Raw genomic sequence first — 25,784 nt, forward strand, 5'->3', positions numbered from 1 at the left:
CTCCTCAAGGTAGGGCAATCTTTTTCGTTTTTCTCCAAACCCATAAGAAGGGACGTAGCGGAAAATAAAGGAAGTGGAGATATTTAGGCAGCGCTAGTGTATTTGCATCCTCTGGGTATGGATAAAAAAAGTTCAAAATAAACAGCAGCTTACGTGTATTAGACATAAGTGAAAATAAATGTCTTTTGTGATACTCGGACACCGCATATGGGATAGGTTCGTCATGCAGGTTAATTCTCTGCCGGATATAAAATAACGCATCCTGAGCAAGATTTCTTGCGCGCTGTCCTTGTGCTAACGTCTTTAAATCCTCAGATAATGGAGTGCAAAGCAGCTGTGAGGCCAATATTAAAGCTTGTGCCCCTATATGGAGTTGCTCATACTGCTTAAGCAATCGTCTAAGCTGTGGCACATCAAGATCTTGTCTGACGATACGGTCAATATCCACTAACCAGCGGAGTCGAGACCAGCCATGCCGGGCACCGTGAGAAACAAGAAATAAAAATAAATCCTCTCTCCCTAAATAATAGACAGGATGACGGGTTATGGAGCTTATCTTCCTTCTAGCCCATAGCTCTTGAAAGCTGGGCTCTTTACCAGGACCAGGCCCTAATCTCCAATGAACCTCAATCTTGATCCCATTCGTATGATGAAAGAAGGTAATATGATGATGCCTCCACTTCCAATCGTTCAATACCGTTTGGATATATTCATCCTTCTTATAGCCCTGCGCTGCGAGCAGCCGCTCAGCCTGATCCAGCTTTTCAATAGGGATTAGAATATCCAGATCTCCAGACGTTCGTTGGGATATGTCGCCATAGAGCTCTGCTGCAAGCACCGGCCCCTTTAATACGAGGGTATCAATCTTAGAATCGGAGAATAATTTGCATATCCTATCCATTTCTGCACTTAAATGAAGCATCTGATACGTATTGAGCTGATAATCAACCCGCAATGCTTCTATGACATAAGGGGGAATGCCTGCCTCCTTCACTGCTTTTAGCTTCGTGTACAGAGTGGGGAAGACACGATGATGAATGGCTAATTCTTTGAAGAGCGGCCAGTTGATATCGGCAAGCCCTTTGTTATAGCTTAGCTCGTCACCATCAGCTTCCTCATTCATGAAAAATAACATAAGCTCCAGCTCTTTAGGGAATAGCGACACATCCATTGAATACCCTGCTTCCATTAACTCACCTTCAATTTCCTTTATGGCCAATCCTCTTGGCAAAAGTACCGACAATCTGAAACCGGTTCATTTCCTCGGCACCCGTAATGTAGTACGGTCCGCTGCGAAGCCAGGCATGAGCTATCATGTTCCTCTGCTCATCTCTTGCCGTTCCAAGATAGAGTGTGCTTTCCACGCCACGCCGCTCCAGCATTTTCATCGCTGCAATAGCCTTGACCAAACACTTGCTGTCCCAGAACGTATGCCGACTCATCACACGAATAATATCGTACACTTGGATTAAAGCCGGGATATCACGCTGTAACTCGGAGGTTGAGGTTTCTTCCATATGGATTCCTAAAGAAGGAGCCACCTTGGCAAATGGGACCGCTACAAGCACCCTGGCCCAACCCAAAAACAGCAATGTTTCTGCAACGAGCAGCATGGCGGCCATATCCAGTTGAAGAAACTTCCTTAATTTGCCTACGAAGCCCACTGGATTAATCCTTCCTCCAGCAAATGCTCCAGAAAAGAGACGACCTGCTGCTCGCATTCCGCTTGCTCTACTTCATATTGGGACATTAATGCCAAGACAATACGTTCTACAGATACAGATGGAGATGAAGTCAAGCAATTCCAGATGTCTCCGCCAACCTCGCCTAAGTTGTAATATTTGCTGTTAGCTATGCTCAGCATGACCTTCTCCCCGCCCATATCGCTAACGATATTTCCTTTTACTTCGGAGAAGCAATCCTGCAAGCCGATTTTTTGGTTTTGAATCATACGCTATGCCCTACCTCCATCGATAATGTTTCCAAGATTATGTTAACTAATTGCGGAGCCGTGAACCGTGTCTCCGGTCTGTGCAGTCGATACATGGATATCTGACCTGCAATAACGGAGCTCGCTTGAAAATGCCAATCCATGAGTCCCAAGCGCGGAATGAGAAAAGGACGGAACGTATGATAAAGTAACGTCTGCAGACACTCCAGCTTCGCAATTTTGGCAATTTGCAGCTCGTTCTCTGTTTTGACAAGTTCAATGACGCCTGCCAGCGGCAAAGGAGACGATACATAGTTAGAAGCGACCGGAATACAATACTTATCCTCTCTTCCATAAATGGATCGGTATTCACCGGAGGACATGCCCAGATGTTTCAAACTGTCCTGCCACAGCTTTTGCTGCGGGTAGGATGGTGTCACCACTGGCGTTTGATCTTCCTTGGACAGCGTTACAGCAATCAGGTCATCGCTGACAAGCGGGTAGCCTTCACTAAGAAAAGCGGACGCTAAGGTTGATTTGCCTGCCCCCGAATCACCGACGAAAGCATAGGCCTTTCCATGAATGGCAACTGCGCTTCCATGGAGCGGAAGAATGCCCCGCTGCATTAACAATGCTCCCATACAGGTCCCCAGAACGTAAAGACGGATTAAATCTTCATCTGCCCCTTGGACAGGCGAAACCGTTATTAGCCGGCCATTCCATATGGAATAATATGCAGTATCAGGAACATAGAAGAATACGGCACCCTCTTCAACAACATGCTTGAAAGGAGCAGCAAATAATTGATCGGCAAGCCTGCCTATGTCTCCTATACGAATCTCAACATCCAGCTCTGTCGTGGGTTCGCTGCTATGCGGAACTTCCGGTAAGGGAATTTCACTTGAAATTCGCAAGCCAAAGGCCGAGTAAACGATCTTTTTTTCCGTCTGAATCATGACTTCCACTCCATTACCTACCGTTTTTGCATTAAAAGCCTTTATACGTTGGTTTGTATAAAGGCTTTTAACATATGTAATACCGACAATACCATTTAAAGCATAGAATCATTTATACGCTCATTATGATTGATCTTAGCTGTTGAAACGTTTCCAGGTGTTAGGGTTGTTAGGATCAGCAGGTTTACCTGGCACGTAGGCTTCGTCAGTGAAGCTTCCTACAACTGTAGAAGCCATAGTTTGATTTACATCAAGCACTTCAAGTACAGGCTTTTGCCATACTTTTTTCATATTGCTCACCTCCTTTCAAGTGAACCGTTTAAGAAATCGGTACACGATCAAGCCCCGCATCAATACCTTGAGTTCCGGATCGGTGGCATCCTCCGGCCTCAATCCCGACCGAACCTTAGCTATGCCTTGCTTTATCGTAGGGCCGTTCAAAAGCTCAAATATGGTTGGGTCCGCACTCATTTCATCCAGTTCTTTTAGCAATTCAGGCTGATGCGGAATCATCCGGTGAACCCAGTCGGCACCTTGGACACCTCGAATGGATTGGTTTAACCGAACATTATCCGGCAGCATTGACTTCGTAGCCCTTCGAATAAGTGCACGATCTAATCCATTTTGTACATATTGATCTTCCGGTAGAGAGAGACAGAAGCGTATAACTCTGAGATCGTTTGTGGGGTCCCTCTTCCATAAGGAATAGTTCAAAGACAGCTTAGCTGCTAATGTATTGCTTGCATTCCAGTGAAATACTTCCTCAAAGTGACTTTTTCTTTGCTCAAATATGTCGGGGGAGGAGAACCACCCGGATTGATCCATGCCATGCTGCTTTAGCTTGTTGAATACATCCGTCCTTTGGGCAAAGTCTGTATTAATTAGCGTGGGATATACGTAGGACTCCGATACCGGAAACAAACGATCCATTATTGGAAAAGCAACTCTAGCTACCGCGGGCAGCCTGCGTAAGCGTGCCCCTCCTACATTTTTGCTGTAATGGTGCAGCTCCTGGGCCAACCGTATCCATTGGAGTCGTTTAAACAGGATAGCGTAATAATCGATAGCTGAGCCCCAGGAAATACTCAAATTGCCTCTTCCGCCGTTCAACAACACGCCTACATTAGCTTCTTGGGCTTTCTCGAACATCCCTTTCAGCCAGAAGGAGTTCTCAAAAAATTTATAGGGCATCTCCATCGTGCTGAGGAAACTATCTATTTCGGTGTACGGGTCTCTGCCAGCGAAATCAACGTAATTATCTTTAATTCCACCGACATGCTGTACGATCGATTGGATAAACGGTCGTTCATCCGTCAGTATGTAAGGAGGGGTAAAATCTTCAAAGTCACTCGGAGGAACATAGCTGAAGGAATGAACTGGCTTGCCGCTCTCGCTCAGTGCTTTGACCGCAAAGCTGACAATGGAACCCGAATCCAGCCCTCCACTCAACTGTGCACCCACCTGACGATTCGTACGCAGCCGCGCTGTGACGGCTTTCTGGTAAACTTCCTGAAAGGCCTCAACATATTCATCATTAGACTTAAGCTTCAATCGCTCTCCACCAGTTAATGTACAGTATCGCTTCAGCGTCACTTTGTTCCCTTCAATAGAAATACTATGTGAAGGCGGTACCTGAGCAATATCCTTGTACACCGTGGTTGACGCATCCACCACATCAATCATGCCTACGATAGCCAAAAATTCTGCGAGCCATTGCTCATTGAGTAGCGTTTTCGTATAAGGCAGAGATAGAAGGGGCTGGATGATGGTACAGAATGCGAACCGCTGATGATCATGATAGTAATATAAAGTGCGGCTACCGGAAAAGTCCCTTGCCCCGAATAATCGATGCCTTTTCGCATCCCAGATCATAAAGGCAAAATCACCTACTAGATACCGTAGAGCGTCTTCTCCCCATTTATCATATGCAAGCAAAATCAGCTCACTATCCGTCAAAGCATGTCTTCGACTGTATTCGATTTGCAGCAGTTGAAATAAGGATTCTCGATTATCGATGATAGCATCCGCCGTAATAACCAGCTGTCTTGTCGCATCGTAATAGGGTAATTGTTCTCCTAACGATTCCGGCGTAATATATTGAGCGTGGCAGCCTAAGAATACATGTTCATTTCTCCAGGTATCGATAGCGTCTGAAGGAAAATGCTGCAGGCCGGACATCAATAGATGTCCATGCTCTGCTAGTATCGGTTCCTGGCCAAAATGATAGATTCCGGTTATAGCGCTCATGTGTTCCTCCGCGATGATCAAGGTTAAAAGGGAATATTAAATTCTTAATAACGAATTCTATTTTTAAAAAATTTTTAGAGTTGATTAATATAACCAAACATTCGTTGAATTGTTATCTATAACGACCATACTTTGTTCTTTATTAAGAACATTTTCAGGATAGCACCTACAACCCATGGTGTCAACCAATTATTGTAATTTATATTGCGTATTTATTGCAATGTCGTGATCAGTCGATCAGCCTGTCCGTAAGGCGTATCAATGGTTTCGTAAATGCGAAGCGAATTAGAGAACTCGTACAGTACAGAATCCATATTGATCGTTTGGGTTCCCGTAGCCACCCGGTTTTCCCCGATAAATGGAATCGTCTTAGAGCCTATGACCTTCCCTTTGTCACTGACCATCTCTACCTTCAATTTAGGGAAGTTCTGATCCACGACGACCTCATCTTGAAGGCTGACATCTAGATCAATGCTTAGCTTATACGAATAAGGGAAGCTTTCTCTGGCAGAACCGAAGAATACTTCGCTTTTCCAGCTATTGATTTTAACCTTGAATGGATAAAAGGAGAGGACTGAATCCTCCGACTTTTCTGCTTTTATCATCGTTTTAAATGTAGCAATAGGGATGTTATAGGGAGCCACCGTCTCGCTATCCAGTATTTCCATAGTCAACTGGTCCCCCTTTTCGTTGCTTGGGAGCACAAAGGAATAATACATAATATAGCTGACATTAGGAGTGAGCGTCTCCACTACGGTAGTTTGCCGGGTTCCCGTGTATTTAGTGCTGTCAATCCCCATTAATTGAGCTTGAAATTTAGGAACAGGCATAGGGCGGTCGCTTCGATTGGTCAGCTTAAATTTGGCAACTGCCGCTTTAAACCCACCCCCGACGCTTTCATGCATTTGCAAGCCAACCATAGAGACACTGATCTCCGGCTGAATAACACTGTTCAATGGATCGAACTGAATCGGGCTGTTCCATACGTACATTTTTGGTTGATTGGCCTCGCTCACCTCAGCACCATCCTGCGGCAGAGAAATATTGAGCTGACCAATCAAATACTCGATCTTGGTTTTATCATCTGTGGCGAAGCTTTCTGGAGCTAGAACCGTCAATCCCCTAAGCTCATCTTTTTTACCGGCAGGAATCGCGTAGTGAATGTACTTCTGCTCCCCTGGACCAAGCACAATAGGGTCCTGCTCCAGTCTTTTACCGGTATACACCTTTTTATCCGATCTTCCGTTTACGCGAAAGTCAGGGATTGCTTTCTTTTTGTCACTTTTGTTCGTCGCCAGGAGTCCAACGATCGTTCTTGGCCCTTGAGGCGTATTTTGCTCACTGATGCTGACTGGTTTGTATTCCATAGAGGTAGATAACAGCGGAATCGTGAAAATTTCACTCCAGGACTGCTTGGCAAGCTTGTCGGAGAAAATAGCGCTATCCCCTCTCCATTCAATAGAAGAGATAGGAATAGAAATGATCGTTTTCTCCAATCTTGGGGAGACGAATTCATCTACATCCACCCAAGAAATCTCAGACAGGGAGAACAGATCTTCACGGTCGATTACGATCATGTAGCTAAGCTCTACCGTTTCTTTGGGCTGAATGGCTATGACATTGGAAGCACTAGGGCGCAGCGTATAGAGAACCCCGTCCTCCGCTTTCACTCTGACTTCATAATCCGGCACCCGTGTCAGCCGGGCTCCATCGTTCGTTAATCGTACGACAGCCCCAATTCTTGTACCTTCCGCCACCTGCTCATTCAGTATGCTCTTCACCGCCGCCTTGACCGATGGATTCAAAGAATACTCCTTAGTGACAGGCAGACCTTCTTCCGCAATGGCCAAGTAGGATGCTGATGGAATAAGCAAGGAGAAGATCAAAACGAACATTACCAAGGTTTGTTTCCATTTCGTTCTCAATACGGTTCACTCCAATTTTGTTTTTGCTATTCCGCAGCCGCACGCTGCACCTGCTCTTTATCTTTCAACTGACCTGGGTTAGAGACAATGACTTGCTCCCCTTCTTGAACACCGGAGAGAATTTCCTGGCTGGAATCATTTAACCGGCCAAGCTGCACAGTCCGTTTTTCAACGGTATTACCGTTAAGCACGTAGACAAAGGAATCTTGCCCTTCTTTGACAACACTGTATGTAGGGACGACTAATGCCGTTTGATCCTGATCATCGGTTATTTGAAGCCACACCTTCATTCCCGGCTTTAAAGTCATCTCTTTATTTGGCACATCCAGATTGATTTCGTAGGCTTTGGTTTCCGGATTAATGACTTTGGACAGGAAGCTGATTTTCGCCTTGGACTTCTGTGCAGGATCCTGCATATAATAGGACATTTCCGTTTTACGGCTAGCATATCTGGATTCTTCCTCAGAGAGTTGTGCCTTAAGCTTAATCGGATCCAGCTTTTGAATCAGCCCCAGCTTGGTTCCAGACTGAATGCTCATGCCAACTTCAAATGGGAGCTCCGTCAATATTCCGCTAACTGGTGCTTTTACTTCCAAATAGGTCAAGGACTGCTCGACCTGCAGCTGTGCCATCTGTGCAGTTTTCAGCTGGACCTGCATCTCCGATGTCGCATCTACCGGTTCTAATCTTGCCAATTTATCTTTGAGCTGCTCCAGATCGGTCCGGCTGTTTCTTAGTTGGACCTCCATTTGATAGACCTGTACCTTGGTTGCCAGTCCCACTTCATAATCGTTCTTAGTTTTGTTATAGTTCCGGGTCAAATCATTCAATGCCTGTTCCTGCTTCTTGATGGAATCATTGAGATCCCGCTTCTGATTGTCTATGTCCTTCTTGGCTCTTTCCTTCGCTTTGGCGATAGAATCCTGTATCGTTTGGACGGCAAAAGCGGCCTTTTCCTTTTCAAACTTAGCTTCGCTAGAGTTCAGCCTAACGATGACATCGCCTTCTTTGACTACATCTCCGCGTGCTTTCAATATGGCCTCAACATCTCCTGCTGCCTTAGCCAAGATATCGAATGAAAGGGAAGACTGCACATCAGCGGCATGAACCAAAGGTTCTCCAATTTTCTGCCTGGTAGCTTTGCTGACTTTGACGCTTTTTAACCCCTGCGCCTGAACAGCACCGGCACCGTTACTAGCACTACCGTCGGAACTGATAGGTATCGTTTCCGAGCATCCCGCAATAATGACAAAGCTTAATGCCAAAATGCAGATCGTTCTTACCCTTCTGCGATGCAGCCCAACCCGTTTTCTTCTCATTAGCCTTCTTACCCTCTCTCCTCACAACATTTCATATGCCACGGAAACTTAATATAGAAACAATTCAGCGTGCTTAGCACTGATCTTATTGTAAACAACACCCAACAGCTTCACCTTCGCTAGCTCCAGCTCTTCATTTACCTTTTTGGCTACCTGGCGCTTTAGCTTTCCGTGCTCCACCACCAAAAGCACTCCGTCGCATTGAGCAGCCACCATTTTGCCGTCAGTCAAAGAAAGCACGCAGGAGCTATCGATAAAGATCATATCGTAACGCTGCTTAAGCTCCTCCAAAAGCTGCCGCATCGCTGATGAGGCCAATAGCTCAGCCGGATTGGAAGGAACTGCGCCCGCTTGAATAACGGACAGGTTATGAACAGGGGTCTGCACGATGATTTCATTCAAAGTGGCCTGATTCATAAGGTAATGGCTTAACCCTTTGCTCTGAGCTGCACCGAAGGTGTGGTGAATGGAGGGATTACGCAAATCGGCATCGATGAGCAATACCTTCTTTTCAATCTGCGCATAGGCCGTAGCCAAATTCAGTACCGTGGTCGTTTTGCCTTCTCCCCGACCCGCCGAAGTTACTGACACCGTTCGGATGCCTTGGGCTAGGACAAATGACTCCATATTGAATCTTAAAGCCCTGTACGATTCCGACGCCAAAGAGGCAGGGCTCGTTTCCATCAAAATATCCGCTCTATTGGATAGTGTTGACATGCTGCACCTCTCCTACTTTTCTTCTCGACTTCCTGCTCTTGCTGCTGTTCGTTGACTCCAGCTCTTTACTTCTGATTTTGGGAACATAAGCTAGTGTAGATACGGCAAATATTTGACGCACATCCTCTTCTGTTTTCAGCGTATCATCTAAAGCTTCCAGCAGCAGAACAAGACCAATTGCAATAACTAAGGAGGCTGCAAAGCTTAGTACGATGTACTGGTTCGATTTCTTATTTACGGGTACGGGATAATTCTGCATTTTGGCTTTATTCAATATCGTAATGTTATCGATCTTCATGATCTTTGGAATTTCGGTTTGGAACACTTCGGAGACGGCGTTTACGATTTGGACGGCTTTTTCATAGGAGTAGTGAGTGACGACGATCGTCATAACCTGGGTATCATGCAAGCCGGCTACATTGGTCATGGCGATGAGCTGTTCTGCGGTGAGGTTAAGATCGGGATAGCGTTGAACGACTTTATCCATAATAGCGGGGGTCTTAATAATTTCCTTATAGGTGTTGATCAGCCCTATATTTACGCCTATCGCCCCAAAGTCTATTTGCTCTCTGCCGAGCTGATCCTTTTCGCTGGTTTTATTAACAATCAGCTTGGTTGCTGCCATGTAGACCGGCTGATAGTTCATATTGCTGTAGACGGCTGTGAGGGCTGTACATACAAAAACAATAGTAAAAACAATCCATAAACGCTTCTTTATGAGCATGAAATATTCTCTTAGATTAATTTCCATAATTCTCCCCCAGCGAAAAGTAGTGACTTCGTATTTCCAGTCAAATGTCCTTGATACTTTTTGTATCATTGCCTATAGTCAATACTTTATGACACTTTTTGTATCGTGTCAACAACGGATTTTCCGCAATATGATCCGTTTTGTATCATATTTCACAAAATTCGAATGAATTTGAATCGACAATCTGAAACAAAGGGGCAAGAACCCGTTCCGCTATCATTTTGTTCTCTTTAGAATACCAATGACGCCCAATCCATAATTCACCTTTTTGTCCATAAAAACATACGATATTAAGAACCATGGGACGAAGGTACCCACTGAGGGGGTGAAATACATGGCAGAGCAAAACTTTGTTTATTATGAAGATTGGACAGGAGCGGAGACGGTAGATGTCATCAATACGGTTCCTCCTGCTGAGGTGACCGGCCTCACTGCTTCCAAAGTACAAGCTACCGTAGTGCAATTATCTTGGGTGCAGAGCTCGTCAACGAACGTAACGGGTTACGATATATACAATGGAGCCTCCTATCTGACGACAGTTGCCAATACCGTCTATGAGGTGACGGGCTTATCACCTTCAACAAGCTACACTTTCACTGTCAAATCGAGAAGCCAAGACGGCCTCGTATCCAATGGGATAAACCTATCGGTCATGACGGCAGCATTGGTCTATGCCTTATCTATGAACGGAGTATCCGACTATATTCAAGTGCCTACCATTCAGTTCGATACCGTGATATTGGACATGATAGCAACACCTAATAGCGGTACTTATAGCGCTTATCTAGATGCTTCCAAGAATATTGGACAATCCACATTTGGAAGGGACAGCGCTGGCCGCGATTTTTTACAGACGGCTTGGAAGGCAGTGATTGTTGACGGCATAGATAAAACAAGCTTAGCCGGCTCTTCCGCTATTGTGCCTGTTAACCAGCGTACGCAGGTGCAGGTCGTTTTAAAAACAGCTGCAAAATCGGTTATTGTCATTTTTGCCAATCAGCTTGGAAGCATTCCAATGAAAGGCATATTATATCGTGTCAGCTTTACCTATAACGGGAATGTCACTGCTTTATACGATTTCAGCCAACGATTCGACGGAACCAATGTGCCCGATAAAAGCGGAAATAATAACACCGCGCAGCTTAAAGGCGGAACCTGGATATCCAATTAGTTTCATCCTTCCCAGATGACTCAACAGGAGGTGCAAGCAAGATGTTAGGGAAGTTGAAAAAATTAAAAGACCAGAACAATGAATACATGTACCCGATAACCGTCTCCGATGCGGTATATGTCGATCCCGAAACTAGCCTGAAAACAAAGCTTTCCGAGCTGGATAACAAAATCGGGGTTCCCAATTCTTATATCATTGAGCTGGACCAATGGAATATCAAAAACGATGGTACGGAATCCGCCGCTACAACCAAAGGAATCAATGATGCCCTATCGTGGGCTCTGTCTAAAGCGTACAACCACGTTCTGCTGCCTAACGGAACCTATGCGCTTAAAATCGATCCGAATGGTGTAGCCATTCACATGCAAAGCGGCTTGCATTTTGAAATGATGAGTGAGTGTATCCTGCAGCTTGAAGGAAATTCATCCCCTAACTACCGTGTTATTGATTTTCAACAAATCAAGCATGCCAAGATTTCAGGCGGAACCATCGTCGGAGATAAGGCCACCCACCAATACGAAATGTACGTCAAATTTGTAAGAGGCGGGGTCAATGCTGACGGCTCATTGAATGACAATCCTAACTTTATAAGAAGTGAAGTGATCGATCGGTATGCCAACCCTGGCCTCCTAGCCAATTTCAGACTCTGGTCGATACCTGGCATTACGGCAACCAAGTACAGCTTTTATCAATACAAAGATACGGTATCTAAAGACTCCTTCGTCAATTTCCGCGATAACGGAGAATTTGCTCCAGCGGCTCCTACAGGCAGAGGCTGGTTCGATACAATTGATAAAGATAACAAGATGGTATTTCTCATAGATATTACCTCCTCCCCGCTTACAGACGACCAAATTTCACAAATCAGTGCCAAGGTCGATAATTCGTATTACACACATGAAGGCGGTTACGGTATTGGCATCCTAAGCTCCAATTACATTGAAGTTCAGGGTATCGAAATATCGAACTGCACCGGAGACGGCATCCTAACCGGGATAGGCGTCCATTATGACGATCCATCGCAATACACGCAGGAACTAATGGGTCAGCATATTTATATCCTTGACTGCCATATTCATCATTGCCGAAGACAAGGTATTTCACTATGCGGCCCCAACGATGTATTTGTTGCTAACAATACGATTCACCATATTGGTTTTGCGGATGACGGAGTCACCTCTGACTTTCGAAATGGAACCGCTCCAATGTTCGGGATTGATGTGGAATCGATGGTCGGTGAAAGCAATATCCCTTACAAAAGTATTTATCTGAATCAAGACGGTCTAGAAACCAACTATCGCATCTACATTTACAATAACTATATTCATCATAACTCCAGAGGTCACTTTGTTAACGCAGACGGAACTCATATCACACTGCAGAACAATACGTTCGAAGCCTATAATGTCGGGGGGGGTTAGCTCCTATCCGAATCAATGGTACATCAAATATCTTAACAATACGTTCATCCAATGCTCGCTAGTTGTAAAAGGAAATAATATCGTTAACGGCGGTGTTTTCAATAAATCCAACTTGAATTTAATGGATGTTCAAGGTGCGCTCATTGATAATTGCCAGATCAAAGACGGGTTGTTTTACGGTTCTAGCATTTACGGCTATTTTGGAACTCCGTCCGGTATTGATGCTGCAACGGGCACTTTTACGTATAAATCTCCTCATGGAATGGGTAACGGCGCCCAAATCTGTTTTGAGCAATGGTTCGGCAAGGTACCGACAGGGATTAGTATTGATAAAATTTACTACACAGTCAATATTACTTCTACGAGCTTTCAGGTGTCGGAGACAAAGGGCGGAAGCCCTGTCGTCATAACGGATTCAGGTGTGACAGGCTTCAATATTTCAAGATACAATTACGGACGATGCTATGTTTCCAATGTGACGGTTGAAACAGACTGGAATGATACGACCGGTAACATTGGATTCACTCCTTTGCTAGCAGGCGCTGTCCTTAACCATATTACAGTTAAAAACTGTATGGTCTCTATTAAAGCCCCTGATAACTATGTAGGTAGACCAAATGTGATAGATGGCCTTACTTTGTTTGAGAATAAAACCATCAATCTTCAATCGAGCGATATCAGCAATCTGAAGGTGATGAAGGTACGGTCGAGAATGCTGGGTGGAGATTTGAGCTTCGGCTTCATAACACCCTATTCCAGAGTCAATATCGACAGCGGGCTGTTTCAAGGAGTTCAAGTCAATTTTGGGGAAGCCTATCTGAACAACGGTACGTTTGTCAATGCAATGATTTATAAGCAGGATGATCCTAGCAGATCAGTTATAACAAATAGTTATCTGGAAAATACCTCTTTGTCTCTGCACTGGCTTACCACGCAAAACTCGATGACCATTACCAAGTGTCTTTTCAATAACGTGACGATAGATGCGAGTGCCGCAGTAAAATTCATTGATAATTACGATATGAATACCGGATTGTCCGATAATCGCTTGAGTACGGCACCTGTCAGCGGCATGTACATCCTCGGACAAATCATATACAATTCTGTACCCAAACCAGGCAGCTATGTCGGTTGGATCTGTACTTCCGAAGGCTATGCGAGCAATCAAGTGTGGACTGCTTCCAAGAATCTCTCGCAAGGATATCGAATTCAATCGGGAGGGCATGTTTACGAGGTGGCTACTGCAGGCATGACAGGAACCGTGGCTCCCGTTTTTCCTCCAACAAGCGGGGGAACGGTAACGGACAATACTATCGTCTGGAAGGAAATTGGCCCGTTAGCCATATTCAATACTTTTGGGCCTATCAGCTCATCATAGATTCAAGGCTACCGGTAAACGGCGGCCTTTTATTTTGGAATCTTTATAAAAAAGGCAGTTCTCAAACCTGTCTATTTGATGTATGATTCTTAATAGCGAACAATTCTTTACAATTTATTTATAGAAGGAGGATTAGCAGTATGCTGCACCTAAAAAGGTTTATTTGTGTTATCCTACTCCTCATTGCTATTATACTCCCTACCACAGCTTTCGCCTCCAGCGGTTATTCAAACACCCAAAACAACCAAAGTAATCAAAACAATCAAAAGAACAACAGCTACCAGAGCTGGGACCAACTTTTCTCATCCCTATTCTCTGGAAAAAAAGGGAATCAGGACGACGCTTGGAAGCAGGTATATGACAAAAATAAAGACTTTAAGGACTGGTATGACAAGCATAAAAACGATTGCCCAGACGGCGAATCGGGCGATATTTGGAAAAAGTGGTTTTGTTATTAATAGCTAGCCTCCTTCGATGAAAAAGGGGTTATCCTCCATAAGTCTTCTGACTTATAAGGATAACCCCTTAGCTGTATTGTGTACTATTCGTTAATGAAATCTGCAAATTGCAGCAAACGCTTGAGCATAACAGCAGCTTCCGCGCGTGTAGCCTTGCTGCCTGGAGCAAAGGTTTGGTCTGTAACTCCGTTGATAATGCCTGCGTTAACCGCGCCAGCTACGGCATCCTTAGCCCAGTTGGAAATGTCCTTGCTATCTGCAAATGCCGCAAGCTTGTTAGCATTGGCATCGCTATTTTTGCCCATGAGCTTGATTGCCCGGGCAATCATGGTTGCCATCTGCTCACGAGTAATAGTAGCGTTCGGCTGGAACGTTCCATCCTCAAATCCATCTACAAGGCCTGCCTTAGAGGCTGCTCCCACATAACCCGCATACCATTCGGATTTAATGTCTGAGAATTTGGTTGTAGATTCTGTAGTCAGTCCTGCGGCTCTGACCAGCAGTGCTGAGAATTCAGCGCGTGTAATTGATGTATTTGGTGCAAAGGTAGTCTCGGAGGTACCGTTCACCACTCCCTTGGATGCCAGCAATTCCGCCTCGTTCTTCGCCCAATGCCCTTGCAAATCATCAAATGTTTTGGATGCTTTCACGATGGCATAAATGCTGTTGCCCGAACGCTTAACGGCTGCTTCTGTTTTGCCGTCAACAGTTCTAAATATAGCCGGTACAAAGCTAAGTTCTCCTGTTGCCGGATTGTACATGACTGCTGTTAGTTGAGCGAACGGAGCGGTTTGTGTAACAGGGATGGTTCTCGTTACATACGTTCCGCCGAAGTCACTCACGGTGACGGACTTGCCGTTACCTTCAGCCGTAACAACGAAATCAATTGGACCTGACAGCAAGGTCATTCCAGAATCCTTCATTTTGGCCGTGATCTGAGCTGCCGTCGTTCCGGATACTCTCTCGATCGTCAAGCTGATGGTTACCTTGTCAGCTGTAGTTCCTAATGATTTTGCCAAATCTGTAATACGTAGTACTTTAATTGGCAAATCATAGGTCGCGGCATCTGTTTTAATGGAAAGCACCGCGTTAGGAGCCGTTTGTGCTCCAGTTGTAAGTACACTTGCTGGTATTTCCACTTTCACGATGGCTTCTGTGCTCTTCACTTCTAAAGTGATTTTTTGATCGTTTTTGCTCTTCAAAGCCTCAAACGCTTTGGTCAACGCATCTGCTGCAATTGTCCATGTGGCGATTTTCTTGCCATCGCTTGTTGTTACTACCGCTTCACCCGTCAAACGAGTACCATCTTGACTTGTGCTAGTGCTGCCATTGCCCGTAGACGAAGATCCTGCTGAACTGCCGCCGCCTCTGCTTGGGCTGCTGTTGCCATAAGTTCTTGCGCTGGCTTGCGCCGAATAGGAGCTTTCTCCTTGCGCATTCGATGCCGTAACTACATAGTAGTAATCGGCAAAAGGAACCAATCCGTTGAACGAATACGTTGCGTTTGTTACGTTAGATGCTACCTTCGTATAAGGACCGTTGTTGATTGTACTTTGATAAATTGTATAGCTAGATGCTCCTGCAGCTTGTGTCCATTTCAAGGTCACAGAGTAATATCCGCCTTCAGCTGTCAAGCCAGTCGGTGCTGCTGGTACTTGCGGTGGTTGTACCACGGCTTGCGGGGTTACATTAGCTACGTTCGAATAGCCGCTCTCTCCGTTTGCGTTACCAGCCGTGACTTTGTAGTAATAGGTTGTGCCGTTCGTCAAGCCTGTGCTCATGTAGCTTGTTGCCTGCATATTCGATGCTACCTTCGCGAACGTACCGTTCTCGGAAGCTCCGCGATATACATTGTAGTAAGTTGCATCTGTTACTGTATTCCATGTTAATGCAGCTTGCGCATCGCCTGCACTTGCCGACAGGCTAGTTGGTGCTGCTGGCACTTGTGGCGGTTGCACCACAGCTTGTGGTGTAACTTTAACTACGTTAGAATAGCCACTTTCTCCGTTCGCATTGCCTGCTGTGACTTTATAGTAATAGGTTGTGCCGTTCGTCAAGCCTGTGCTTGTATAGCTTGTTGTCTGCATATTCGATGCTATCTTCGCGAACGTACCGTTCTCGGAAGCTCCGCGATATACATTGTAATAAGTTGCGTCTGTTACTGTTTTCCATGTTAATGCAGCTTGCGCATCGCCTGAACTTGCCGACAGGCTAGTTGGTGCTGCTGGCACTTGTGGCGGTTGCACCACAGCTTGTGGTGTAACGTTAACTACGTTGGAATAGCCACTCTCTCCGTTCGCATTGCCTGCTGTGACTTTGTAGTAATAGGTTGTGCCGTTCGTCAAGCCTGTGCTTGTATAGCTTGTTGTCTGCACATTCGATGCTATCTTCGTGAACGTGCCGTTTTCGGAAGCTCCGCGATATACATTGTAGTAAGTTGCATCTGTTACTGTTTTCCATGTTAGTGCTGCTTGCGCATCTCCTGCGCTTGCCAACAGGCCAGCTGGTGCTGCTGGGGCTGTTCCTGGTGTTGGTGTGATAAATTTAAGGAAATCTCCCCAAATAATGCTACCGTCTGCGTTCCTTTGATACGGAACCACTGGCTGTAAGCTTACAAAATTCGCATCTGTCAGCTTTACTCCAGATTTATTAGCGGAAATTGAACCGTTAAATAAATAGTTAGTATCTGAATTCAAATTGGATGGATAATTATCTTTTACTCCGCTGCCTGTATAATCTTTTTGGTAAGAAACAAATCCGTCAATTTTGAAATCCGTAGGAATGCCTGTATAGGTTGTAAAGCTTAAGTTCGCTCTCGCATTGTTGTACGAGACATTATTCTCCGCTCTCACACCCGGGTTACTGTTGCTTGTAAATCCATATGCTCCATTGCCAAAAGCAATACTGTTCCGGATGATATGAGGTACGTGAATGCCTTCGCCACCAAGCTTAAATCCGTTTTTATCCCCTTGACCTACTTTACCGTTAGTTAGCGTACCGTTGTTGTAAGCAATGCTGTCCTCAATAAGAACGGCACCAATTGCACCTGAACCTGCTTTCGTGTATAAATCCCAACCATCATCGATGTTGTTATGGGAAATACATCCTCTGAAAATATTGCCTTCTCCGACTGTCAACTTGGCAGCGAAGCCATCGGCATTGTTATCGGATGGATCACGGTTATCGAACGATTCACTGTTCAAAATCAGGTTGTAGGACGGCCATTGAGCTTTATCTTCCGAGTCGTCCGTACGGCTGATTTGCAGCCCTGTATCCCCATTTTCATAGAAGCGGCTGGCTTCCACAATATTGTAGTTCCCACCTACCGTAAAGCCTTTTGTGTTATCAGCGGATCGAGCAAAATCAATGCCTTTCACATGCCAGTAATTACCGCTTAATACAACACCCTCGGACTGCTTGTTAAAGTCAATAACAGGCTTAGCTCCCGGTGCAGCCACCAAATATTTCATGGCTTGCTGTGTACCGTCATTATACTTTTTGATTTCAAGCTTCGAGCTGCGTACATAGGTGCCATCCAGCATAACAATTTTTTGCCCAGCTTTCACAAAGGCAATGGCCGTATCCAAATCCAACGGACTATTCTCTGTACCTGTACCGTTGGCAGATCCCGTTGGAGAAACGTAAATATCTCCGTTTGGCACATACGATTTATTGATTACCGTAAAGTTACGAATAATCTTATCATAGGAGGTTAACTCCTGCGTATCATCCGGCAAGAAAGTTAAGCTAAAATTTGTACTGCTGTTGGCATTAAGTGCAGCACGGATGGCTACATTTTTACCTGCTTCCACTGTCTTGTCTTGGGCAATAATTGTTTGTCCTTGTTTAACCGTTACCGTACCGCTCACATTGGATTTAACCAGCAGATCATAGTCCGTAGCGGAGGTTTTATCCAGTGAAAGGACTTGGAAATCCGGTGTTACCGGATTCTTCGGAGCTTCTACCTTCGGTGCATCGGATTGAGTTGCTGATACGCTAAGTTGAATATTGCGAACTTCGATCGTTGCAAGTCGAGCTGTAAAAAATCCTACATACATTTTGGAATCTTGAACATTTAAAATGTCCGGCTCGAAAATAATAGTTTCCTGCTCGTTATTTATTTTTCCTGTAAAACCGCTGTTCGTTTTAGACAAAGTCAGTTTATAAGGTGTATTGGAAGAAGACGGCTTCACATTTTTCAACATAATATTTTGAATGCCCTTGCTGCCTGTTCCTTCCTTCGTCTGAACGCCGGTTCTTACAAACAACTGAGTTCCATTAGGTTTGGTCGTTCCACCGCTGTATCCTCCAATTGCTGCAATATTGGATGCAAACACGCTTGAATCATTAGCTGGACCGATAGCATCTCTTGCCATAATCCCGAATGCTTCTTGGCCGTCATACGGATCTTTGGCGTATTCTAGAACTGTAATATCTGCTGATAAAACAAAGTTATCTTGTGTGGCATCCAGCTCGGTGTAATAGTAGGAAATACCGTCATGGTCACCTGTAACTTTACCACTGCCAGATGGGGCCTCCAGCTTCACACTGTTATCTGCATTAACCGTAACTTTGTTCGAAGCCGAAGTCGATTGACCAAATCGGAGGGATTTCCATTGATAATCAACCGGTTGTCTTACCGTAACTTTTAAGACGATCGGTGCAAGTGTCGTATCCACTGGAGTAACTACTACATCGTAAGTTCCTACTTTCGTAGTGTCGACGGAAGAACTATTTACAGAATAGCCGCTTGCTGCCAGTAATTCTTTATCTGAGTTATCGTAAAGCTTAGAAATTTCCAATCCAGTTTTATCAAAAGACTCATTTAATACATAAGTCGTTTTCGGATATTTGGTAACTCCAATGCCCACGACCTGCTTTTGTTTGACGGTAACGGTTACACTCACCGTTTTTCCTTTATGAGTAATCGTGATCTGCTTAGTGCCAGGAGTACTTGTATCCAAAGTACCTACAGTGTACTCATTGCTCAGCAAGCGGACCGACGAGTTGTCACTATATTTAGCATATACGACGAGCCCGTCCAAATCTAATGTTTCATCTAAGAAATAGGATGTTTTTTGAGGCTGCTGCTTGATTTCCAATCCGGTGATATCTGCATTTTTAACAATAACATCAAACGCAGTGGAGGTTGCCGGAGTCTGCTTCGAAGTTACGTTGACTGTCTTAGTGCCTGAAGTATCAAACACATAGGTTGACCCATTCAAGGTTGCCCCTGGAATAGAGATCGTATATTGATCACTGTCAATATCGGCTTTTCCCCCAGTATTATAGGTTGCTGTAACAATAAGACCCGCTGGATCAAATTCATCGCCCTTATAGTACGTAGTTTTAGCTGGGAAATACTTAATATCCAAAGTGTCCACCGTTAACGCGATGATATTGAGTTTAATTATCTGCTGTTTTCCATTGAAATTTATTGCAATAGAATTTTCACCAGCTTTGCTGCTATCGAATCCTGTAACGATATAATCGTTAGGAGTCAAATTCTCCTCGTTGCTTCCGTACAGCGCTTTCACTTTTAAACCCGTTAAATCAAGACTATCGCCTACAAAGTAATTCGTTTTCATGGAAGCGGTATCAACTTGTAGGCTGGTAGGGACTCTGGAATCCATTTTTAGCTGTACATTACTGAATGTGACTGATGTATTTCTTGCAGTGTAAAGTCCTGCATAATGAATACTTCCAGAAAAATCATCAATGATTTTAGTCTCATTTCCAACTTTTGTTCTATAAACATTACCTGTTTTTTTAATACTTATGTCATATACTTTTCCTGCTGCTGGCAGAGGCGCTGTTGAATATTCCATTTTAGTTGGCATTTTATCGGCTTGAAGCTTATAAAAGGCCTCCATCTTTTGGTCAAGTGCACCTACTGCTGCATAGTCACCTGTAAACGCGCTTTGATTCTCGTTATCAAGCACGTTACTTCTCAGCATAATTCCAAAGGAAACCTGACTATTAGCTGTCCAAGTCCCAACAGTAGCTTTTGCAGTTAACTCGAAATTAGAATCTGCTGCAACATCTTTAAAATAATACGCAATACCTTCGGAACCAGTCGTACTAGAAGAACCAGAAATCTTACCCTTATCATTAGAACTTCGAAGTTTTACAGTGCCATCCTCGTTTTCTGTAATTTCAAAGTTGGTAGCTGTAATATTGCTTACTCCACCAACATCACCAAAAACCTTCCCTTTCCAATCACTTGTAATGTTAATCATACCGGTAGCCCCCAAAGCCGCCCCAGGCATCAAAGATAGCAATAAAAGCAATGACATAACCAACGCGAACCATCGTTGTTGTTTTCGCAAACCGTATTTCCCCCTCGTGTTGTTTTTATTGTACTCACGGACCTTCACCAGAGACCACAAGCAGTAGTTGTAGTGTATTGCAGCCGCTAAGAACACTCAATATGCTCTTTTTAACTTCATTTGATCTTGAAAAAGATGGAAGCTAATTTGGGCATAGACATAGTACAGGCATAAAAAAACAACCTTCTGCATAAGAAAGTTGTTTTTAGCTGATGACATGTAGCCTTTTGTCGAAAAAAATCACTATTATTTAAGTTGAATTATCTTCTCACGATATTGCCCCGGCGTCATGTTCTCAAACTTTTTAAAAAGCCTAATAAAATAAGAAGGCTGAAACCCGATGCTTTCTGCAATCTCATTGACCTTCATATCCGAGTCTCCGAGCAGCTCCTTCGCTTTATCGATTCGCAGCGCAGTCAGATAATCAATGAAATTCATTCCAGTCACCTGCTTGAACACTTTGCTAAGCGCATACGGTGTTGTGTTGAACGCGTGGGCACACTCCTCCAGGGAAATATCGCCGGCAAACCGTTCCTTCAGCATATTCGTTACCTGCTCCACCAAAGGCTTCACATGAATATCCTGATGCTGGCTCAGCTTTTGAGCATAAGGAAGAATAACCTTCTGCTGAAAAAAGCGCACCATCTGTTCAGGCTCCCGCAGCTGATTCAGCTGCTCATACAAATTGTCGCCCCCGTACAAATGATGAGGATGGTAGCCGGTTTCCAGCATCGTATGCATTATACTTCCAAGTACCTGCATGACACCTTCCTGCAGCAGCTTTTCTTTGCCCGACTGTCTTACGAGATTCATTACAAAAGTGTCGATAAGCCGCATCGCCTGTTCGCTCTGTCCCATCCGTATCGCCTGCATAAGATCTTTTTCCAAAGCAAAGGGATAATGAACCTCCTGATTAGCGCTTGGGAGCATTTCTTCCAGATCCAGCACCTGGTGCTGTTCCTTCAAATCTCTATACCGGATTGCATTTCGGAGAAATGGCAGCATTTGTGGAATATCTCTCACTTGAGAGGTTAAACGTCCTACGCAAATGGTCGTTTGCATTTTGAGCAGCGAGCTAATCGTACGCACCAAATCGTCCGCCAGCAAATACAGCTCCTCTTTGACCTGCGGCTTCGTTCTGTCGATGGGATATGAGAGCAGCATCCCGACGGTCAAATCTTGAAAGTTGATGATCTCCGCCTGATAGCTTCGACTGCGTACGATCTCTTGGGCTATATTGGCAGCCGCGAACGTTACCAGATGCTCTTCGCTTTCCAAAAATTTGCCGTCTTCCTTAGCGAAACCGGTCATTTGCGCGAGAAGCAAAACAAACCACTGAGATTCCGACTGCCATCCGAAGCTTTCCATCCGTGCTCGCACCTCGGGCTCCTTTAGGGAATAGAAATGGCCCTGCACCAGCTGCATTAAAAAAGCGGCTCGAAGCGAAGGATAGGCTTGCTCCAGCTTCGTTTCCAGCACCTTGCGCTCTTCACTCAAATGATTCCACTGGCTCGCAATAAACTCTAACTCGTCTCCATCATCCTTTTGTCCGTCCTTGTCCGATACCGTCTTCTGGTTCTTAACCAGGCTAAACAATCGACCAATCGGTCGGTACAATCTATTGGATGCCATCCACGATAAAAGAATAGCCATCAGCAGCCCAAACAACCCGATGCCCAGCATTATTCTCGACATAATAACGACCGGTGCCGTCAGCTGTGATAGTGACGTTGTAGTTACATATCTCCAAGGAACACCTAAACGGGAAAACTCACCGTAGGAGACGGAATAAGACTCCCCCTTCCAATCGAACAAGTAAGAGCCAGTCTCCTCTTCGCGCTGCATAACACTAGCTTTAATCGACGATTCCAGTGCATAGCGATCCTTGTCGGAAGCTGCCGGAGACACGATAATATGACCGTCCTTGCCCATCAGAAAGGAAGCGCCTTCATTATCGGTCGACATTTCCTCCACCATTTGCACCAGCTTGGTTTTATCCAAATAAAAGATGAGTGCTCCATAAGGTTGACCTATGCTTGGCAGTTTATGTACGAGAGCGACATAGCTCGTTGAGCCTTTGGCATTGACCTTCGTAAGCGAGTCGTTCCAAAACTCCCCTCTACCCTTCTCCAGCAAGGAACGAAATTGCTTCTGATCCTGCTCGTTCGTAACCGGCACGATCCCCTCGATATCCGACACGATAACCGGCTTCTGTTTGTTCAAAAACAGATGAACTTGATCAATAAGAGGATAAGCCCCCTTCATGACGCCCAAAAAACGATATAAATTTTGCGTTGCGTTATAATCATCGATCAAGTCAATGTCGCCGAGCCTTGCGTCCAATCGGCTGTCCAAAGACCACTGCGTAGCTGCCAGCTCTAGCTGAGCCAAATTTTCATTCATCCGATCTATTGTTTTCTTTAACAACGCATCGTGATTTTGCGTAATCTCGTTTTCAATATGCGCACGCCCTGTAACATAGGATGTAATCCCGATGATGACTGTCGGCAAGCTGGTTATACAAAGAACCAACAGCAAGCTTTTTCGGTAAAAATTGCTTTTACTAGACTTTTGGGTCCACCAATACCACAGCTGCCTCCAACGCAACCACATAAGGATTCACCTCTTCCTGTAGTACCCATTATTATACTGAAATGACCCGACAATTGTATATTGAAACGGGAAAAATCCCCCGACTGCAATATTTTTTTTGCAATCGGGGGTAGGCTATGTTATTTTTTTGCGCTCGCTTTTTTCTGGTATGCGTCATTCATCTCCGCTGTAATTTTGACCAAGTCTGGATCAGCCTTCAGCTTCGTCACATAATCATCCCAAGCGCTGATTGGTTCTTTACCCATGATGACCTTGGTTTTCATATCTTGAATTTTTTTGCGAAGCTCGGTTCCGACCTTGGTGTTCGTATCCGAGTTCAACCCTATCGATGGGTCCCCGATGCTGATCTTGGTTTTTTCATCGATAATTTTTTTGTTACGCTCCAACACATCTGCCGGCATGCCGGTTCTGTAAGCACGAAGGTAAGGATCATATTTCAGGAAGATTTGCCCAAATGCTTGTTGAGCCACGATATCTTTTTGGGCCTGTGGCGTTGCTGTCTTGATTCCGTCCTTCTCGGTGTAGTGCACATCCTTCAAGCCGTAGCTGGCCAAATCGCTACCTTCTTGGCTCGCACCGTAATCCATGAACTTCATCAGCTGCTTCATCTTGGCTTCAGGAACCGATTTCGGTATCGCATACATTCCGAAGAATCCACTATCTTTGTTCGAATAACCGTTTAGCGACACCAATGGCAGGAAGTCTGCTTTCGGAATGGTCTTACGAAGCTCCTCTGTAGGCTCCCATGCTGCCTCTACCGTATCCTGGAACCCGCCGCCACGGTTCGCTTTCAGCAAATCCTTGGCCTGCGTATTTTTCAACACGGCAACATCCTCTGGAATCAGCTTTTCTTTATAGGCCCGGTTCAGCCATACCAAGCTGTCTTTTACTTCAGGCAGCACGTTGACGTTAACCAGCTTGCCGTCCACCAGCTTCCAATCTCCATTCACTTTGGTAAACGTGTTTTGCAATTGGTTAAAATAAGCCATTCCGTTCTGATCGACGAAGCCAATATAACCAATCGTGTCGTTTTTCCCATTGCCGTCAGGGTCTTTCTCAACAAACGCTTTGAGCACATTGTACAGCTCATCGGTCGTCTTCGGAACGTCCAACTTCAACGTATCTAACCAATCCTTGCGCAAATAAGGGAAGCCTCCGCCATCCGTTGGACGCGGACGAGGTATACCGTAATTTTTACCGTCTGCCTGCTTCGTATTTTCCCACGATTCTTTTGGATACTGCATCAAATTTGGATAATCTTTGAGAAGCGGTGTCATATCCCAGAAGGCCCCTTGAGCCACCATGCCGCGAACCTGTGCACTGAACGGATCATCTAGCAAAATCAAATCCGGAATATCTCCTGAGGCCAAAGTAACATTGATCTTGTCCGCATAGTTATTCGGAGAAACCCAAGTGATCTTCAGCTTCGTATTGGTCCGTTTCTCAACTTCCTTAACGATAACGTTGTCAGGACCTGGAGGCTCTGGTGTGTAATACATCGTCATAATGCTGATGTCCAACGGTTTGCTTGGGGCTGGTGTCGCTCCTGACCCAGAGCCTCCTGTAGCGGCAGGAGCCGGCTTATCACCGCCCGAACAGGCGGAGAGCAGAGAAGATACTAATAGGGTGGAAGCAACAACCACTGAAGCTTTTTTGTTCATAATGCTTTGACCTCCCATAAATAATATTTATTCTTTGACCGAACCAACCATAGCTCCCTTGGCGAAATGCTTTTGCAAAAAAGGATAGACCAAGAGGATCGGAACGGTAGCGATAACAACCGCCGCCATCTTCAGCGTTTCCGGCGGAATCCGCTGCTCTGACATCATTTCGGCCGCAGCAGAACCGCCAGCAGCCGTCGATGCGTCAATCAGCATATTTTGGAGCAAAACCTGTAGCGGATGCTTTGTAAAATCATTGATATATAATAGCGCCGTAAAAAACGTATTCCAGTAAGCTACGGCGTAAAACAACCCAAATGCGGCAAGTGATGGCAGCGATAAAGGCAAAATGACGCGATACCATACGCTAACATCGTTGCAGCCGTCAATTCTCGCCGCCTCCTCCAGACTGGCCGGTATGCTATCGAAGAAGCCCTTCATCAACAGTACATACCAGCCGCTGGTCAACACTGGCAGAATAAGTGACCAGGTACTGTTGATCAGATGAAGATCCCGCACCAGCAGATACGGCGGAATGATGCCGGGATTGAATAAAGTAGTGAGCAATATAAGCAGCATGATGGTTCTGCGACCCTGCAGCCTTCTGCGCGAAATCGCATAGGACAAGCAGGACGTCACCAGCAGGCTTAACGCAGTGCCGACAACCGCTAGGAACACACTGTTCCATATCGCGTTTAAAAAAGCGTTGGTGGACATTAAATATTTATAAGAATCCAGACTCCAGTGTTTAGGAAACAACTGAATTTCATTGGACAAATACTCGGAAGGCTCCGTAAACGAGACGATAAACACATAGTACAAAGGGAAAAATGTGATGATTCCAATGATTCCGAGAAGAATTGCATTTACGGTTTGAAACGTGCGATCGCGTCTGTGATGGTTCATCT

General features: G+C 45.0%; 18 protein-coding genes. 4 read left to right on the forward strand and 14 right to left on the reverse strand.

Annotated elements, in window-relative coordinates:
- Positions 1–4: 4 nt before the first annotated feature.
- From QMA13_RS30870 to QMA13_RS30915, 10 genes are all read right to left on the reverse strand, one after another.
- Entirely contained in the window at positions 5–1,189 is a 1,185-nt protein-coding gene (locus tag QMA13_RS30870; protein WP_282943654.1) for a nucleotidyltransferase domain-containing protein, read from the reverse strand.
- 10 nt (positions 1,190–1,199) lie between these two features.
- On the reverse strand, positions 1,200–1,664 hold the full coding sequence (locus QMA13_RS30875) for a lasso peptide biosynthesis B2 protein (RefSeq protein ID WP_282937467.1): 465 nt from the start codon (positions 1,662–1,664) through the stop codon (positions 1,200–1,202).
- On the reverse strand, positions 1,652–1,951 hold the full coding sequence (locus QMA13_RS30880; protein ID WP_282937468.1) for a lasso peptide biosynthesis PqqD family chaperone: 300 nt from the start codon (positions 1,949–1,951) through the stop codon (positions 1,652–1,654). The genes QMA13_RS30875 and QMA13_RS30880 overlap by 13 nt, the downstream gene beginning before the upstream one ends.
- Entirely contained in the window at positions 1,948–2,886 is a 939-nt protein-coding gene (locus QMA13_RS30885) for a phosphoenolpyruvate carboxykinase (ATP) (RefSeq protein WP_282937469.1), read from the reverse strand. Before QMA13_RS30885 ends, QMA13_RS30880 begins: the two co-directional genes overlap by 4 nt.
- 135 nt (positions 2,887–3,021) lie before the next feature.
- Positions 3,022–3,177 (reverse strand): paeninodin family lasso peptide, encoded by a 156-nt coding sequence (locus tag QMA13_RS30890; RefSeq protein WP_282937470.1) that lies wholly within the window; start codon positions 3,175–3,177, stop codon positions 3,022–3,024.
- A gap of 15 nt (positions 3,178–3,192) precedes the next feature.
- Entirely contained in the window at positions 3,193–5,133 is a 1,941-nt protein-coding gene (locus tag QMA13_RS30895; protein WP_282937471.1) for an asparagine synthase-related protein, read from the reverse strand.
- Between the two features lie 212 nt (positions 5,134–5,345).
- The gene (locus tag QMA13_RS30900; protein WP_282937472.1) at positions 5,346–7,058 is read right to left on the reverse strand and encodes a hypothetical protein; all 1,713 of its coding nucleotides are present in this window, start codon (positions 7,056–7,058) and stop codon (positions 5,346–5,348) included.
- Positions 7,059–7,084: 26 nt separating this feature from the next.
- Positions 7,085–8,377 (reverse strand): efflux RND transporter periplasmic adaptor subunit, encoded by a 1,293-nt coding sequence (locus QMA13_RS30905; protein WP_282937473.1) that lies wholly within the window; start codon positions 8,375–8,377, stop codon positions 7,085–7,087.
- A 48-nt stretch (positions 8,378–8,425) separates the two neighbouring features.
- The gene (locus QMA13_RS30910) at positions 8,426–9,094 is read right to left on the reverse strand and encodes a CpsD/CapB family tyrosine-protein kinase (protein ID WP_282937474.1); all 669 of its coding nucleotides are present in this window, start codon (positions 9,092–9,094) and stop codon (positions 8,426–8,428) included.
- Entirely contained in the window at positions 9,075–9,845 is a 771-nt protein-coding gene (locus QMA13_RS30915) for a YveK family protein (RefSeq protein WP_282937475.1), read from the reverse strand. Before QMA13_RS30915 ends, QMA13_RS30910 begins: the two co-directional genes overlap by 20 nt.
- A 334-nt stretch (positions 9,846–10,179) precedes the next feature.
- Between QMA13_RS30915 and QMA13_RS30920 the strand changes: the two genes are divergently transcribed.
- The 4 genes from QMA13_RS30920 (at position 10,180) to QMA13_RS30935 (ending at position 14,273) form a co-directional block, all read left to right on the forward strand.
- Positions 10,180–11,016, forward strand: a complete 837-nt coding sequence (locus QMA13_RS30920; RefSeq protein WP_282937476.1) for a fibronectin type III domain-containing protein — start codon at positions 10,180–10,182, stop codon at positions 11,014–11,016.
- A gap of 41 nt (positions 11,017–11,057) precedes the next feature.
- A complete protein-coding gene (locus tag QMA13_RS30925) occupies positions 11,058–12,437 on the forward strand; it encodes a right-handed parallel beta-helix repeat-containing protein (protein ID WP_282937477.1) in 1,380 nt (459 codons plus the stop codon).
- On the forward strand, positions 12,421–13,815 hold the full coding sequence (locus tag QMA13_RS30930; protein ID WP_282937478.1) for a hypothetical protein: 1,395 nt from the start codon (positions 12,421–12,423) through the stop codon (positions 13,813–13,815). The genes QMA13_RS30925 and QMA13_RS30930 overlap by 17 nt, the downstream gene beginning before the upstream one ends.
- A gap of 140 nt (positions 13,816–13,955) precedes the next feature.
- Positions 13,956–14,273, forward strand: a complete 318-nt coding sequence (locus tag QMA13_RS30935) for a hypothetical protein (protein ID WP_282937479.1) — start codon at positions 13,956–13,958, stop codon at positions 14,271–14,273.
- Positions 14,274–14,356: 83 nt separating this feature from the next.
- Here QMA13_RS30935 and QMA13_RS30940 read toward each other — a convergent pair whose 3' ends face one another.
- From QMA13_RS30940 to QMA13_RS30955, 4 genes are all read right to left on the reverse strand, one after another.
- A complete protein-coding gene (locus QMA13_RS30940) occupies positions 14,357–20,602 on the reverse strand; it encodes a right-handed parallel beta-helix repeat-containing protein (RefSeq protein WP_282937480.1) in 6,246 nt (2,081 codons plus the stop codon).
- A 246-nt stretch (positions 20,603–20,848) separates the two neighbouring features.
- Positions 20,849–23,215, reverse strand: coding sequence for an AraC family transcriptional regulator (locus tag QMA13_RS30945; protein WP_282937481.1), 2,367 nt, complete (start codon positions 23,213–23,215; stop codon positions 20,849–20,851).
- Positions 23,216–23,334: 119 nt separating this feature from the next.
- On the reverse strand, positions 23,335–24,876 hold the full coding sequence (locus tag QMA13_RS30950) for an extracellular solute-binding protein (protein WP_282937482.1): 1,542 nt from the start codon (positions 24,874–24,876) through the stop codon (positions 23,335–23,337).
- 27 nt (positions 24,877–24,903) lie between these two features.
- Complete coding sequence (locus QMA13_RS30955; RefSeq protein ID WP_282937483.1) at positions 24,904–25,782, reverse strand: carbohydrate ABC transporter permease; 879 nt, start codon at positions 25,780–25,782, stop codon at positions 24,904–24,906.
- Positions 25,783–25,784: the final 2 nt, after the last annotated feature.

It is taken from the genome of Paenibacillus sp. RC67 (genome assembly GCF_030020805.1).
GTDB lineage: Bacteria > Bacillota > Bacilli > Paenibacillales > NBRC-103111 > Paenibacillus_S.

Bases quoted from the DNA above. Each gene is read 5' to 3' on its own strand.
- QMA13_RS30870 (WP_282943654.1), bottom strand. From the start codon at position 1,189: ATGGAAGCAGGGTATTCAATGGATGTGTCGCTATTCCCTAAAGAGCTG.
- QMA13_RS30880 (WP_282937468.1), bottom strand. From the start codon at position 1,951: ATGATTCAAAACCAAAAAATCGGCTTGCAGGATTGCTTCTCCGAAGTA.
- QMA13_RS30885 (WP_282937469.1), bottom strand. From the start codon at position 2,886: ATGATTCAGACGGAAAAAAAGATCGTTTACTCGGCCTTTGGCTTGCGA.
- QMA13_RS30890 (WP_282937470.1), bottom strand. From the start codon at position 3,177: ATGAAAAAAGTATGGCAAAAGCCTGTACTTGAAGTGCTTGATGTAAAT.
- QMA13_RS30895 (WP_282937471.1), bottom strand. From the start codon at position 5,133: ATGAGCGCTATAACCGGAATCTATCATTTTGGCCAGGAACCGATACTA.
- QMA13_RS30905 (WP_282937473.1), bottom strand. From the start codon at position 8,377: ATGAGAAGAAAACGGGTTGGGCTGCATCGCAGAAGGGTAAGAACGATC.
- QMA13_RS30910 (WP_282937474.1), bottom strand. From the start codon at position 9,094: ATGTCAACACTATCCAATAGAGCGGATATTTTGATGGAAACGAGCCCT.
- QMA13_RS30915 (WP_282937475.1), bottom strand. From the start codon at position 9,845: ATGGAAATTAATCTAAGAGAATATTTCATGCTCATAAAGAAGCGTTTA.
- QMA13_RS30920 (WP_282937476.1), top strand. From the start codon at position 10,180: ATGGCAGAGCAAAACTTTGTTTATTATGAAGATTGGACAGGAGCGGAG.
- QMA13_RS30925 (WP_282937477.1), top strand. From the start codon at position 11,058: ATGTTAGGGAAGTTGAAAAAATTAAAAGACCAGAACAATGAATACATG.
- QMA13_RS30930 (WP_282937478.1), top strand. From the start codon at position 12,421: ATGTCGGGGGGGGTTAGCTCCTATCCGAATCAATGGTACATCAAATAT.
- QMA13_RS30935 (WP_282937479.1), top strand. From the start codon at position 13,956: ATGCTGCACCTAAAAAGGTTTATTTGTGTTATCCTACTCCTCATTGCT.
- QMA13_RS30945 (WP_282937481.1), bottom strand. From the start codon at position 23,215: ATGTGGTTGCGTTGGAGGCAGCTGTGGTATTGGTGGACCCAAAAGTCT.
- QMA13_RS30950 (WP_282937482.1), bottom strand. From the start codon at position 24,876: ATGAACAAAAAAGCTTCAGTGGTTGTTGCTTCCACCCTATTAGTATCT.
- QMA13_RS30955 (WP_282937483.1), bottom strand. From the start codon at position 25,782: ATGAACCATCACAGACGCGATCGCACGTTTCAAACCGTAAATGCAATT.